This window comes from Maribacter sp. 1_2014MBL_MicDiv (assembly GCF_001865655.1).
GTDB classification, from domain to species: Bacteria; Bacteroidota; Bacteroidia; order Flavobacteriales; family Flavobacteriaceae; genus Maribacter; species Maribacter dokdonensis.
The window spans coordinates 1,905,436-1,920,493 of sequence record NZ_CP011318.1 but is presented as its reverse complement, the minus strand read 5'-3'; the positions used below and the strand labels follow the sequence as shown (position 1 = coordinate 1,920,493).

Genomic DNA, 15,058 nt, shown 5'->3' with positions numbered 1-15,058 from the left:
CTATTTTAAAATAGCACTGTATTTTGAGTTATTGCTTAATAGTTCTGTTGCTGCTAAAATAGCTTCGTCATTATTCAAGTAATATTGGTACAGGCCATCTCTATAAAAATAGCGCTTTACTATTTCATCTTCTAAATTCTTTTGAATTTCGCTTTGGTATTTATCCAACGCATTAAGTTTGCCTTTTTCAATGTTGGCTAGCAACGTTTTGTAACTATCCTTAACATCTGACCCTAAAAAGTCGTTCTCGTCGCCTGAGAGTGCTTTTTTAATAGCTTGTTCCGCCTTAGTCTCAAAAGAGAAGCTACTTTGCTTTACATAATTTTTAAAAGCATTAAAATCGGCATCTGTAAATTTAAAATCGTTTACATCTGCATAACTGTGGGTGTAATGGTAGTCTGTGGCATAATCAAAAATGACATTGTTCTGTAAAAGTGCCAAGGTAAGATCATTGGTTTTAGAAGTGGCTACTTCAATATCTGGCAAAATACCACCGCCATCTTGTACTTTTCTACCATTACGCGTAGTAAAATCATTGAACGTAGTATTACGAACGGCATTGCCACTTTCATCTCTGTTCCAATAATCCAAAGATTGTATGCAACGACCAGATGAAGTATAATATCTAGAAATGGTAACTTTGAGTTGTGTACCGTAAGTTAATTTTAATGGGCGTTGTACCAAACCTTTACCAAAGCTTCTTGCACCCATGATCACTGCTCTGTCTAAATCTTGTAAACTACCAGATACAATTTCACTGGCAGAGGCGCTGCTACCGTTTACTAAAACAACCAGTGGTATTTCTTCATCTACAGGTTGGTTGTTGGTGTGGTATTCTCGGTTGAATTTTTTAACCTTTGATTTTGTGGTAACCACAAGCTCTCCTTTTGGAACAAATAAATTGGTAACATTAATAGCTTCAGATAACAAGCCACCAGGGTTGTCCCTTAAATCCAAAATGATTTTTTCGGCACCTTTTCCTTTAAGGTCCAATAATGCCGCTTTAGTTTGATCGGTAGCTTTCGCATTGAATTTTGCAAGAACAATGTATCCAGTCTTGTTATCTATCATTTTAAAGAACGGTACGGCATCTACTTCTATACCTTCACGGGTTATGCTGGTAGTTTTTAATTTGCCCTGTCTTTTGTAAGTAACGGTGACTGTAGATCCATTAGCTCCTTTTAAAAGCTCACTGGCGTTATTTTCAAAATCTGCTACTTTGATATCTCCGATCTGTATTAACTCGTCTCCAGCCTTTAATCCTGCTTTATCTGCCGGGTAGCCCTCATGTGGTTCAATGATTAATAATCTATCATCAAACGAACGTACCATGGCACCAATACCAGAATATTCACCGGCATTGTTTATACGATACGTTTCAACATCTTGTTCGTTCAAAAATTTGGTATAGGGATCCAATTCATTCAGCATATTTTTAATGGCGGTATCCATTAATTCTGCCGGGTTGGTTTCATCCACATAGTTCATGTTCAATTCTTTGAACAAGGTGGTAAAGATTTCAATTTGCTTAGCTATTTCGAAAAAATCACTTTTATAACTACTTCCAATGAAGAGAAAGGCAATGGCTATTATGGGTACAAGTACTTTTTTACTTACTATTTTTTTCATCAATTTGTAGCTTAAACTTGTTTAAAACGAGCTTCATTTTATGATCTAACTGCTCAAAGGTGGGCATATCCTTACCAAGGTATAAAAATAGAAACGCAAAGTTAGCATCTGTATTGTTAAAAACCTCTGCTTTATTACGTCTATAACTCTCTCTAAGTAAGCGCTTGATCCTGTTTCGATCCACTGCGCTCTTAAAATTTCTTTTAGATACGGTGACTGCTGATTTAATAGAAATCTCTTGCTTTTCCGTAGATAAATAAATCAATTTCAAAGGGTATACAGAAATACCTTTACCCTCTTCAAATAATTGGGTGATGAGTATTTTGTTTTTAAGTTTTTCCTTTTTTCCGAAGGATTGATCCATTATAAAAAATGCATTTAAAAAGAATTAGCCCCCAAGTTGGGGGCATAAATATCTTAAACTTTACAAGAACTTACTATTCTGCTTGCCAAACATTATTCTCTAAATTAACATCTGCCATTAATTGAGAAGGGTCTATCACTATGGCTTGAATAGAAGATATTGGTTTTTGAATTTCAAAATCATAAGTTGGATAAGCCCAAGCCCAATCTTTGATTACCGTTCTTTTAATACCCTCATAAGGGTTTTCCTTTTCACCGCGCATCATTTGTAAAGGAGCATAGAAAGTTTCTCTGCTGCCATCATTATACACAATCAATATATCTAAAGGCATTGGCATTAAGCCTATACGTTCTAAGGTTACTTTTGTAGTATTGTCTTCAGCAGTAACCGTTTTTATACCGTAATCAATAGTATTGGTAGTTTGTGTCCAATCTGTTAAATACCAATCTAACTCAACACCGGATATTTTTTCTGCAACACGTTTAACATCGTTTGGTACTGGATGTTTAAATTTAAATTCATCGTAATAGGTACGAATTGTTTGCATCAATTTATCTTGACCAATTACATAACCTAGTTGAGAAAGGAAAATAGATCCTTTACTGTATGCAGAAATGCCATATGCAAAGTTAAGTGCATAACGATCGGCATGTGTTGTTTGTGGTTGTTCTTTACCAGATAACGCTAAGTTTCTATAACCTTTGTAAGTGCTCTCGAACGGATTTTCCTTGTCCAAATCCATTATTTCACTCATACAAAGTTTAGATATGAAAGAAGTAAACCCTTCATCCATCCATTCATGCTTGCTTTCATTTGTTGCCAATATATGTTGAAACCAAGAATGTGCAAGTTCATGAGCCATTACACCAACCAAACTACCAAATTTGCGATCACCCGTAATTAAAGTTGACATAGCATATTCCATACCACCATCACCACCTTGAATAACAGAGTATTGGTCATATGGATATTTACCAATATTTTTACTGAAGAACTCCATTGCCTCAATGGTCTTAGGCTGAAAATTTTTCCAGTTCTCTAATATTTTAGGATCATCCTTATACAAAAAATGTAACACAGGACCGTTAGGCACTTGTTGTATATCATGAATATAATCTGGATCTGCCGCCCACATAAAGTCATGTACCATTGGTGCCTTAAAGTGCCAAGTTAAGGTCTTTCCTTTTTGCTTTTTAACTTTTGTACCGGGAGTTTCATATCCATGCCCTATTTCATCGGCATTTTGTAAATAACCAGTTCCACCAACGGTGTAATCCTTATCAATAGTCAATTTTACATCAAAATCTCCCCAAACACCTTGAAACTCTCTAGCTATGTACGGATCGGCATGCCAACCTTCAAAATCATATTCCGCTAATTTTGGATACCATTGGCTCATAGATAAGGCCACACCTTCTTCGCTATTTCTACCTGAACGTCTAATCTGTAACGGCACTTGACCTTTAAATTCCATATTAAAAGTAGACTGGGCACCTGCAGGAATGGGTTTTGCAAGGTCAACCACCAATATAGTACCTTCTTCAGAAAAAGAAACTTCGCTACCATCTTGTGTCAAAGAAGTTGCATGTAAATAGCCTTGTTCATTTTCTGCAAGCAAAGCTATTCTACTTTTCTTATCAGCCGTTGTCATTCTACCATCTGGGTCAGCAATGTTCTGTAGGCGAATATCCATTTCACTACCTGGTTGATAAGCATTGAAATACAAGTGAAAATATACTCTTTTAAGCTCATCTGGAGAGTTGTTGGTATACACTAGTTTTTGTGTACCGGTATACTGAAAATTATCAACATCCATGTCTACGGCCATGGTATAATCTACATGTTGTTGCCAGTAATTTGTAGTATTTTGGGCAAATACTGCCATAGAGCATAAAGCCGTAAAAAATGTGAAAAATGATTTAGTCATCTGAGTTATTTATAATTAAAGTTTAATCTGACCTGCTGCAACTTTACTCGCCATTACCAAGGCGTTATACGCATTTGCAATTTTACCAGAGGTAGAGATTTCATCTAAAGAAGCACTTTTGCCGGTATTTTTACCTAAAACCACTTTTGTTTTAATTGGAAGTCCTGATTGTAAAATTATTTTCTTCACCTGTGCAGCCGTTAAACTTGGATATTGAGACATAACCAAGGCGGCAACCCCTGCAACACCAGGTGCAGCCATTGAAGTACCTGGAGAATATTCATAATCATTGTTTGGGTAAGTAGAATAGATATCTGTACCCGGGGCAAAAATATCGACATTTATTTTACCGTAGTTAGAATAGCTGGCTACAAGCTCTGACCCATATTTAGGGTTTAAAGCACCCACCGTAATTACGTTATCTGCAATTTCAGGTCCGTTGTTAACTTGGTCATTTGGGAAGTTGGCGTTAACAGGATTATCAAGATCGGCACCATCATTACCGGCAGCATGTACAAAAAGTACGTTATTATCTGCAGCATATTTTATGGCATCATAAACCCATTGTGCATTTGGAGAAAAAGACTTTCCAAAACTACCGTTTATAATACGTGCACCATTGTCAACGGCATATCTTATACCTCTAGCAATATCTTTATCATATTCATCTCCGTTAGGTACTGCCCTTATGCTCATAATAGCTACATTGTTGGCAACACCGTTAACCCCAATTCCATTATTACGTTCAGCACCAATAATACCTGCTACGTGCGTACCATGGCTCTCATCATCTACCCTGTTCATTGGGTTGCCGTTACCATAATCTACATCTGTAAAATCATAAGGATCATCACCAACGCTCTCACGACCGTTAAAATCTTTGTTTAGATTGTAGTTCAGTTGCTCTGTGTAATATTTGATACCGTTGTTCAATTCTTCAAGAACTTCAGGTATAGTATCTTTTATACCGAACATTTGATTTAGAATGGCAATATTACGCTGCATGGTTTCATCGGTAGCGGTAATAGTGGCTAAATCTTGTTTAGTATACGTTTCCTTTTTCAAGTATTTCTTTACGTCCGCATCGGCATTTTTTACTGCCTGATATATAGATTCATATTGTTCTTTACCTTGAAGAGCTTCGTTATATTTAGAATCAAGTTTGGTTTTTGCCTTGGCTAAAGTTGCTGCATCGCCTATGTTTAAACGAAGCATACGAACATATTCCAATTGTTCATTATATGACTCTCCCAAGAAATTATAGCCATGTATATCATCTATATAACCATTACCATCATCGTCTATACCGTTACCGGGTTTTTCTTTTGTATTGGTCCATAAAACACCGTCTAGATCTTCATGGTCAAGGTCAATTCCAGAATCTAGGACGGCAACTATTGTTTTTGTTCCCTTTTTGTTTTTAATGATTTCTGCGTAAGCTTTATCTACACTCATACCCGGTATGGTATCTGTTACCAGATCCAAGTGTCCCCAATTATTTTTTTCAGCTGTTGTTAAATCTGAAATCTTTAAAGGGGTAGCATCAATGTTTTCTACTGGAGTAAGAATTAAACCGCTGCTAGTGGCTGTATTTGTGCTTCCGCATCCTGAAATTACGGCCGCTAATGAAATGGCAAAGATTGATTTAAGAGATGTATTTGTCATATAAGGGAAAACGTTTAGTTAATGTTTATCGTTAGAATTTAAAAGTGTAGAGTTAGTTGAAGAGCTCGTTGAAAGTGTATACTTGATCTAACCTAACTCCTCTTTCTGTATGTTTTAAGGTACAAAGTTGATTGTGTGCATCGTGTTCAAAGAATAAGTAGTAGTTATTTTCCACAGCTTCATTTAAAAATATTTCTTTTTCGGTCATAGTAACCAATGGTCTGGTATCATAGCCAATAACATAGGGCAAGGGAATATGACCTACCGTTGGTATAAGATCTGCCATGTAGGCTATGGTTTTGTCTTGATAGGTAAATTGTGGTAACATTTGTTTCTCCGTATGGCCGTCTACAAAACGGATATCAAAACCAAGCGGACTGTTCTTTAAAAAGCTATTATCCGTTGGGTCAATAAAAGTTAGTTGTCCACTTTCTTTCATGGGATATAGGTTTTCTTTTAAAAAAGAAGCTTTTTCCCTAGGGTTAGGTTCGGTAGCCCATTTCCAGTGTTTTTCATTGGTCCAAAACTTGGCATTTTTAAAAGCGGGTTCATACCCCGTTCTATCTTTGTTCCATTGGATTGCACCACCAACATGGTCAAAATGAAGGTGGGTCAAAAAAACATCGGTAATATCATCTCTATGAAAACCATATTTATTTAAAGATGAGTCTATATTAAAATCTCCCCATCTGTAGTAGTAACCAAAAAACTGATCAGATTGTTTATTGCCCATACCGGTATCAATTAAAACTAACCTGTCCCCATCTTCTATCAAAAGACTTCTGGCGGCAATATCAATTAAATTGTTTTCATCTGCAGGATTCGTTCTTTGCCAAATGGTTTTAGGAACCACCCCGAACATTGCACCACCGTCCAACTTAAAATTACCTGATTCAATGGGATAAATTTTCATAAGGGGCAAAATAGTAAAAGTGTACCAAATCTTATGATTATTAAGAAGATATTATAATTTAACCCTGGATAAAGGGTGTTTTTCTGATGTTTTCACTGAATTTTGAACGGGAGAAAATATGTTTTTACCAAACGTTTAATCTTCAGCCAGTAAATCGCCAATTTTATGATGTGCTAGAGGTTTGGTCAAATGCTTTTTAACAATAGCATATTCTTTTCCTCTTTCAGAATCTATAGAATCTATAGATGAGCTCAATATGTAAATTTTACAATGATTTACGAGTATTTCCGGTAGTTTTAAATATTCATCTAAAAATTCAAAACCGTTCATTCCCGGCATTTTAATATCCAGAAATATAACATCTGGAAATGTTTGAGGATTATCAATTACCCCATTCAAGTGTTTTAAAGCTTCTTGCCCAGAGGTCATGGTAGTAATTTGAGAAATATTATCTTCTTTAGAGATAACGGCTTTATTAATGAAGTTATCCACGTCAGAATCGTCAATCAACAAAATATTAATATCCTTACTCATATTATAATTTACCTGATTCATTTGGTATTGTTATCGTAAACGTTGAACCTTGTCCTATTTTAGATGTTACGGCTATTGTTCCTTTTAATTTTGCGATTACCTCTTTAACGATAAATAGCCCAATACCAGAGCCCATTACTTTAGAGGATACTCTATAAAACATTTCAAAAATTCTTTCTAATTCATCATCTTCAATACCGACACCATTATCTTTTACAACTAAGATAGCTTCTTTTTTAGATGTCTTTACATTTATATGTATAAAAGGTGATTCTTTATTAAGATCATGATACTTGATAGCATTTGAAATAAAGTTATTCAATAAAACCGACACTCTTTTACTATCAGATACAAATTGAATTTTATCATGTATGTCAATGTCAATTTTAATTTTTTTAGTATTTTCTAAATACCAAAAACTTTCAATAGACTGCTCTATTAAAGTACTAAAATTAATGGGTTCTAACTCAATATTTTTATGTTTATTTCTTGAGTATTCAATAATATCTTTGATAAAACTATCCAGTCTTTCAATAGAAACCTCCATCATATCTATATGTTGATATAACTTTGGATCTACCCCTTCCATTTTAATAAGCTGTATTAAACCCAATACAGAAGATAAAGGAGCTCTTAATTCATGAGAAGCACTGTATACAAAACTATCTAGTTCTGAGTTGGTCTTTTGGAGTTCATTAAACTGCGATGCTAAGATTTCAGCGGTTTCTTTTCTTTTTGTATCATCATTTATGGTAACTAAAACTCTTATTTGATCTTTTATCTTTAAATATTCTTTTGATACCAAAACAGTTTTTTCCTGTCCGTTCTTGAGTGTTATTTTAAATTCTTCATTAGAAACTTTGCCTTTTTCTTGAAGTTGTATAATAGTATTGTTTCTTTTTTTAGTGTAATGCTCATTTAGAAATACAATACCAGAATCCATTATTTTTTTATTTATCAAGTCTTCTTTTGATACGTTCAATATATTGCAAACAGTAGTGTTAGCCTCTATTACTATTTCTTCTTCATCTAAAATGAGCATACCAATAAACTTATTTTCAAAAGCCTTGACAAATTTCTCTTGACTTTCTTTAAGTGCTTTCTCGGCAAGTACGCTTTTGGTAATATCCATAGCAGTTCCTCTGTATATTATTGGGTTACCAGAATCATCAAAAACTACTTCTGACGAAGCCAAAAAGTATTTGAAAGTATTATTTTTTAGTTTTGATCTATAGATATTTGGTGAATGATGTTTATCACCTGGTTTAGATGATAAAATACTATCCATTAAATACAAATCTTCATGATATATAGTTTTCCTAACTAGGTCTACGGTCATTTTAGTACTTGGGTCTATTTCATGTATGGCATACATTTCTTTAGACCATTCTACAACATCACCGGACATATCCCAATGCCAATACCCAATATTACCAATACGTATTGCGGCGTTCATTCTGTTTTGAAGTTTTAATATCTCAAAATCTGCCTCTATTTGTTTAGTAATATCTATTATGGTACCACGGATTTTAATGGCACGGTTATCATCATTTCTATCTACTTCCGTTTCAACCATTAAATATTTAACGGAACCATCTTTAACTATAATTCTATAAGAAAATGTATGGGTATTTTTTTCTTTTAAAATTAACATCACGTTTTGCCTATGCATTTCAAGGTCATCCGGGTGTATGAGACTTTCAAGATAAGCTATATCTATAAGTGTACCTGGTTCAATAGTGTAAATGTCATATATTAATGGAGAACAGATATAGGTTTTAGTATTCATGTCAAAATCCCAATATCCAATTTTACCAATTCTTATAGCAGCGTCCATTTTGCCCTGTAAGTCAAGAATTTCTTTTTGGATTTTTTTACGCTCAGTTAAATCAAAACCAATAGCCCCTAAGGCAATTGGTTTATTTGTTTTTTCGTCTCTGATTAAGAATCCTGAAAATTCCAATGGTGTAGATGTATTGGTCTTAAAGTTTTTAAGTGGTACCTCACCCGTCCATAATCCCTTTTCCATTAACGTAGGAAAATGTTCATTTTCTATGATGTTTCTATATTTTTCATCAAAATAATCATATATAGAAATGTTTTGAGGATTTATGTTTATAGGAAGATTCACTAATTTTTTACCAGCCTTATTTATGAAAAGGGGAACACCCTCTAATGTGGCCATTGCAATAAATCCAGGGCTGTTCTCAATAACAGAGATAAGACGTTGCTTTTCTTCGTCCGCTTTTTTTCTATGGGTAATGTCTCTAACAATTCCTAAAATAGTGGAGTTGCTTAATTTTTTACCGCTAACCTCACCATAAAATATTGAACCATCCCTTTTTAACATTTTACATTCAATGCGAATTGATTTCCCTTTAATTATTTTGCCTAAATTTTTATGCATATGTAGGCGTTCGTCTGGGGAGATTAAATCGGCAATATTTATTTTCAAGATTTCTTTTTTACTATATCCAAAAATTTGTAAGGCATATGGATTAACATCTAATACTTTACCTTTAAAATCGGACAGAAAAATACCATCAGAAGCTTCTTCTATAAGCATTTTGTATTGCTCTTGGCTTTCTTTTAACATAGCAGTTTTTTCATCAACCAATCTATTTAGTTTAGAAGGCTGGCGCATTAAAAACCAAGATAGCAAACCACAAACAAATGCAAGAAGAAGTCCTAAAACGGAGAAAATTGTGGAGGCCGAACTAAATTTATTATGATTGGAATATACATATAATTTCCATTCTCCTTGACTAGTTGTTAACGGAATTGTAGTTGTTCCTTCTTTAGAAATATTTTTAGAGGCATAAAAGGTTTCTTCGGTTTCGTCTAAATTAATTTTTACTAACTTATATGAAAATTTCGATTGGCCCAGAGTATCTAGTTGAATAGCGTTTAGCACTGTTGACAAACGTACCACGGCTGCGGTAAAACCGTTAAAAGCACCGTTTTTAAACATGGGTTTGCGTCCAATAATTCCAGAGCCACCTTGTCTTAAATAAATCGGTCCTGCAGTATAATAATCACCAATTTCAAGTGTAATCTTTGCCCCCATTCTATTATCTGGGTCATCTAGAATATTTAATCCAATGACCTCATTATTCTTAAGCGGATAAACGTGTGTTATTATACCTTTCTCATTAACCAATTCTAATGCGTCTATGGCCTTGTAGCTTTTTAAAAGTAATTGGGCAACACTGTCAAAATTCTTTGGAATTCCATAATGATCAACAATAAATGCCAGAGTTTGTGTAGCATTGTAGCTTTGACCTAGAACGTTCTGTAAATCAACTTTTAAATTTGATACCCGTTGCTCAATCTCTTGCTGATCTGTCTTTTGGTCTAATTGGTATTTTTGATAGGCGATAAACTGTGTAATAACCAGAACTAGTAAAAATGACAAAAACCCATAAAATATTGGGTTTTTCAAAATTAAATGCTTTTCTGGAATAGACATTTTTGGTTATATGAGTTAATTGACCTATTCTATTATTTTTTTAATAGACTTTAAGATTTAATCCATAGTGGTAATTACGAAGTTATAAAAGTCTCGCCTATTATGATGTTTTTTCTGATACTTTTGTAAGATTAAACTTGGTGTATAAAACACATTTAATAATTGATATTGAAAGCAATACAGTTTTTTAAAAATTGCATTATACGAACCATAGTGCTATAGTTCTCTTTTGTTAAACGTAATACCTTTACACAATGGAATTTTAGAATTACCTATAAAATACAGCAATTATCTTAAACATTAGTTGGATATTTATTTCTTTTTATGAGTTAATTACAAGCTATAATTATATTTAGTTTGGAATTTAAGGAGAATTAAACTGCTCCATATGGTGTTGTTATAATTGAGCATAAAATAGGGTTAAAAAGGTAAGGCGAGTAGCGTTGTATAGCTTTTAGGTATCTTAATTTTAGATGCAGAACAAACAACTGAAATGTTTTACAAATCAAATTATATGCTTTCCGTCCTTGTTTTATAATAATCGAAAAAACAAATGATATTAAAATAGGTGTTATGGGCTGTAAATTATGACGTTTACTGGTCTAGAATTGTTATTTTTATCTCAAAACAAATTAAATGCTAGAGCTTGCAGGAATTATAATTTTAGGAATACTTGCTCAATGGGTAGCATGGCGCTTAAAACTGCCTGCAATTTTACCTTTGATACTTATAGGATTGATTGTGGGACCTTTATCCACACTATATACCGAAGATGGATCTAAAATAATTGAACCAATTTGGAACGGTGATAAAGGACTTTTTCCTGGTGAGGGACTATACTATTTTGTTTCACTCGCCATAAGTATTATTTTATTTGAGGGCGGACTTACCTTAAAGCGCTCAGAAATAAAGAACATTGGACCGGTAATTACTAAACTGATTACACTGGGTAGTTTAACAACCTTTTTTGGGGCTGCATTGGCCGCATACTTTCTTTTTGGATTGTCATGGCAACTTTGTTTCCTTTTTTCGGCATTGATCATTGTTACAGGACCTACTGTAATAACCCCTATTTTAAGAAATATTCCGCTTAAAAAAGATGTATCTGCAATTTTAAAATGGGAAGGAATTCTTATAGATCCCATTGGAGCCTTGGCCGCAGTATTGGTATATGAATTTATAAGTGTGGGTGAAGGCCAAGCATACACCGTGACGGCGTTAATTGAGTTTGGAAAAATTCTGTTATTTGGTTTTACCTTCGGGTTTACCTTTGCACATGCACTTACATTTTTGATCAAAAAGAACTTTATACCACATTATCTTTTAAACGTAGTGTCCTTATCTGTGGTACTCGGTGTTTTTGTAATGTCCGATGTTTTTGCACATGAATCTGGTTTATTGGCAGTAGTTGTAATGGGTATGGTCATGGGGAATACAGATTTACCCAACATTAAGGAGTTGCTGTACTTTAAAGAGTCTTTAAGTATTCTTTTAATATCCATATTATTCATTTTATTGGCTGCAAATATTGATATTGCCGATTTAGAATTGATATTCACCTGGAAGACCATAGCCCTTTTCTTATCAATAGTACTTATTATAAGGCCTCTTGGGGTTTTTTTAAGTTCAATAGGATCTAATTTAAAATTCAATGAAAAACTTTTTATTAGCTGGGTAGGTCCTAGGGGTATTGTTGCTGCGGGTATTGCCTCATTATTTGGATCAAAGCTTTTATCTAAGGGCGAAGCTGGCGCAGAATATATTACACCCTTGGTATTTATGATTGTTTTGGGTACCGTTTTGTTAAACGCAACTACGGCCCGTGTATTCGCTAAATTAATAGGAGTCTTTTTAAATAAATCTGAAGGCATTTTAATTTTGGGAGCCTCTAAAGTTTCACGTTTAATTGGTGATTATTTACATAAAAACGATAGGCATGTTGTCTTAATTGACAATAATCAATCCAATATTGATAAGGCCACCAAACTAGGTTTAGAAGCTATATCTGCAAACATATATTCTGATAATTTGACAGATAATATAGAACTCAATGATATTGGCTATTTAATGGCCTTGACCCCCAATTCGGATATCAACAAATACGCAATCAACAAATTTCAAGATGCCTTTGGTGAAAATGGATCCTTTAGGTTGGTAGATGCCGATGAAATGTCCGACCCGGAAAACAACCCTAAAGAAGGGTTATTCTCTCATACAGATGACTTTATTAAGTTGACCGAAGCTGCTAGAAAATTCCCTGCGATACATGAAATAGAACTTCATGATACAGAGCATTATGAAGGATTAATTGAAATTACCAAGGCCGATGCCGATATTGTACCATTATTTCTTTTAGATCCAGACGGCGACATACATATTATCACTGCATTCAGTAAGGACTTTACAGATATACAAAAAGGGTATAAATTGGCATATTTGGGTAAAATGTTCCCTAATGAGGATCCTGATAAAGAAGCTCAATCGGAAACCGATGAGGTATAATGGGTTTACTGTTTTAAATAATGCCCCTTTAGGGTGTTGTGAGAACTACAACGCGTTAAAAAAAATATAGCCTATCTCTGAATCCAGAGATAGGCTATTATAATTGTAAGATTAATTAATTACTAATCGTTTAGTTTTAATACGGCCATAAATGCTTCTTGTGGTATTTCAACATTACCCACTTGGCGCATACGCTTTTTACCTTTCTTCTGCTTTTCTAGAAGCTTTCTTTTACGAGAGATATCTCCACCATAACATTTAGCGGTTACGTCTTTACGTAAGGCTTTGATCGTTTCTCTCGAAATAATTTTTGAACCAATTGCTGCTTGAATAGGAATATCAAACTGTTGTCTTGGTATTAGCTCCTTTAATTTTTCGCACATCTTTTTACCAATTGTGGTAGCACTATCAAAATGTATTAAAGCGGACAATGCATCTACGGTTTGCGAATTCAAAAGAATATCTACACGAACCAGTTTAGATTCACGCATACCTATTGGTGTATAATCAAAAGAAGCATATCCTTTTGACACTGTTTTAAGGCGGTCATAGAAATCAAATACTATTTCTGCCAAAGGCATATCAAAATTAAGTTCAACACGTTCCGTTGTCAAATAGGTTTGGTTGGTAATCTGCCCTCTTTTTTCAATACAAAGAGACATAACATTACCCACAAAATCAGACTTGGTAATAATGGTTGCTTTAATATATGGTTCTTCTACACGATCTATGGTAGATGGATCTGGTAGATCGCTTGGGTTGTTTACAATTAACGGAACTTCTGGGTCTTTTCTAGTAAACGCATGGTAGCTAACGTTTGGTACCGTAGTAATTACGGTCATATCAAACTCACGCTCCAAACGCTCTTGAATAATCTCCATGTGCAGCATTCCTAAGAATCCACAACGAAAACCAAATCCAAGTGCAGCACTACTCTCAGCCGCAAATACCAATGAAGCATCGTTAAGTTGTAATTTCTCCATAGAAGAACGTAGCTCCTCAAAATCTTCGGTGTCTACAGGATATATACCTGCGAATACCATTGGTTTTACATCTTCAAAACCACCTATAGCATTTTTTGTTGGGTTTGCAGAGTCTGTAATGGTATCACCAACCTTTACTTCACGGGCATCTTTTATACCGGTAATCAAGTATCCTACATCACCAGTGTTTATTTCCTTTTTTGGGTGCTGGGTCAATTTTAAGGTACCTACCTCATCTGCAAAGTAACTTTTATCCGTAGCAACGAACTTTATTTTTTGTCCTTTTTTAATAGAACCGTTAACGACCCTAAAGTAAGTTTCTACCCCTCTGAACGGATTGTAAACAGAATCGAACACCAAAGCTTGCAAGGCTTCATCAGAATTGCCTTTAGGGGCAGGAATTCTTTCAATGATGGCACTTAAAATTTCTTCTATACCAATGCCCGTTTTTGCAGAGGCGGGTATAACCTCTTCTGCCTTACAACCTAATAGGTCAACAATATCATCGGTAACCTCTTCTGGATTGGCACTCGGTAAATCTACTTTATTCAATACCGGTATTATCTCCAGATCGTTCTCTAGTGCAAGGTATAAGTTAGAAATAGTTTGTGCCTGTATACTTTGTGCAGCGTCTACTACTAACAATGCGCCTTCACAAGCTGCTATAGATCTAGAAACTTCATAAGAGAAATCTACGTGACCAGGGGTATCTATTAAGTTCAGTATATATTTTTCGCCTTTATAGATATAATCCATCTGTATGGCGTGGCTTTTTATAGTAATACCACGTTCTCTTTCAAGATCCATACTATCTAGTAGCTGTTCCTTTTTTTCTCGATCGGTAACAGATCCCGTATATTCCAATAACCTATCTGCCAAGGTACTTTTACCGTGGTCAATATGTGCAATAATGCAGAAGTTTCTAATGTTTTTCATAGCGGAAACAGTAATATTGATGCTTTTTATACCATAAATTATGCTCGGTACAAAAGAGCAATTGCAAATATAATCTAATTTATAGCGCTAAACTTTAGTGAGCTTACCTATTTATTTATTGTATTTATAACTTTGT

9 protein-coding genes are annotated in these 15,058 nt (G+C 34.4%); 1 reads left to right on the top strand and 8 read right to left on the bottom strand.

Going from position 1 to position 15,058, the window contains the following annotated elements; translation table 11 throughout:
* The 7 genes from YQ22_RS08105 to YQ22_RS08075 all read right to left on the bottom strand — a co-directional run bounded on the left by YQ22_RS08105 (position 1) and on the right by YQ22_RS08075 (position 10,447).
* The gene (locus YQ22_RS08105; protein WP_071340776.1) at positions 1-1,629 is read right to left on the bottom strand and encodes a S41 family peptidase; all 1,629 of its coding nucleotides are present in this window, start codon (positions 1,627-1,629) and stop codon (positions 1-3) included.
* Positions 1,610-1,993 carry a ribonuclease P protein component gene (gene rnpA / locus YQ22_RS08100; protein ID WP_071340775.1) on the bottom strand — a complete coding sequence of 128 codons (384 nt, stop codon included), beginning with the start codon at positions 1,991-1,993 and terminating at the stop codon, positions 1,610-1,612. Before rnpA ends, YQ22_RS08105 begins: the two co-directional genes overlap by 20 nt.
* Before the next feature lie 73 nt (positions 1,994-2,066).
* Positions 2,067-3,920, bottom strand: a complete 1,854-nt coding sequence (locus YQ22_RS08095; protein WP_071340774.1) for a M1 family metallopeptidase — start codon at positions 3,918-3,920, stop codon at positions 2,067-2,069.
* A 15-nt stretch (positions 3,921-3,935) separates the two neighbouring features.
* Entirely contained in the window at positions 3,936-5,585 is a 1,650-nt protein-coding gene (locus YQ22_RS08090) for a S8 family peptidase (protein WP_071340773.1), read from the bottom strand.
* Positions 5,586-5,637: 52 nt separating this feature from the next.
* Positions 5,638-6,498 (bottom strand): MBL fold metallo-hydrolase, encoded by an 861-nt coding sequence (locus YQ22_RS08085; protein ID WP_071340772.1) that lies wholly within the window; start codon positions 6,496-6,498, stop codon positions 5,638-5,640.
* 135 nt (positions 6,499-6,633) lie between these two features.
* Positions 6,634-7,032 carry a response regulator gene (locus tag YQ22_RS08080; protein WP_071342541.1) on the bottom strand — a complete coding sequence of 133 codons (399 nt, stop codon included), beginning with the start codon at positions 7,030-7,032 and terminating at the stop codon, positions 6,634-6,636.
* Between the two features lies 1 nt (position 7,033).
* Positions 7,034-10,447 (bottom strand): PAS domain S-box protein, encoded by a 3,414-nt coding sequence (locus YQ22_RS08075; protein WP_198033526.1) that lies wholly within the window; start codon positions 10,445-10,447, stop codon positions 7,034-7,036.
* Positions 10,448-11,137: 690 nt separating this feature from the next.
* Here YQ22_RS08075 and YQ22_RS08070 point away from each other — a divergent pair.
* A complete protein-coding gene (locus tag YQ22_RS08070; RefSeq protein ID WP_058104606.1) occupies positions 11,138-13,003 on the top strand; it encodes a cation:proton antiporter in 1,866 nt (621 codons plus the stop codon).
* Between the two features lie 122 nt (positions 13,004-13,125).
* On the opposite strand, the gene lepA is transcribed toward YQ22_RS08070, so the two are convergent.
* Positions 13,126-14,922 carry a translation elongation factor 4 gene (lepA, locus tag YQ22_RS08065; protein ID WP_058104607.1) on the bottom strand — a complete coding sequence of 599 codons (1,797 nt, stop codon included), beginning with the start codon at positions 14,920-14,922 and terminating at the stop codon, positions 13,126-13,128.
* Between the last annotated feature and the right edge of the window lie 136 nt (positions 14,923-15,058).

Bases quoted from the DNA above. Each gene is read 5' to 3' on its own strand.
- YQ22_RS08105 (WP_071340776.1), bottom strand. From the start codon at position 1,629: ATGAAAAAAATAGTAAGTAAAAAAGTACTTGTACCCATAATAGCCATT.
- rnpA (WP_071340775.1), bottom strand. From the start codon at position 1,993: ATGGATCAATCCTTCGGAAAAAAGGAAAAACTTAAAAACAAAATACTC.
- YQ22_RS08095 (WP_071340774.1), bottom strand. From the start codon at position 3,920: ATGACTAAATCATTTTTCACATTTTTTACGGCTTTATGCTCTATGGCA.
- YQ22_RS08090 (WP_071340773.1), bottom strand. From the start codon at position 5,585: ATGACAAATACATCTCTTAAATCAATCTTTGCCATTTCATTAGCGGCC.
- YQ22_RS08085 (WP_071340772.1), bottom strand. From the start codon at position 6,498: ATGAAAATTTATCCCATTGAATCAGGTAATTTTAAGTTGGACGGTGGT.
- YQ22_RS08080 (WP_071342541.1), bottom strand. From the start codon at position 7,032: ATGAGTAAGGATATTAATATTTTGTTGATTGACGATTCTGACGTGGAT.
- YQ22_RS08070 (WP_058104606.1), top strand. From the start codon at position 11,138: ATGCTAGAGCTTGCAGGAATTATAATTTTAGGAATACTTGCTCAATGG.
- lepA (WP_058104607.1), bottom strand. From the start codon at position 14,922: ATGAAAAACATTAGAAACTTCTGCATTATTGCACATATTGACCACGGT.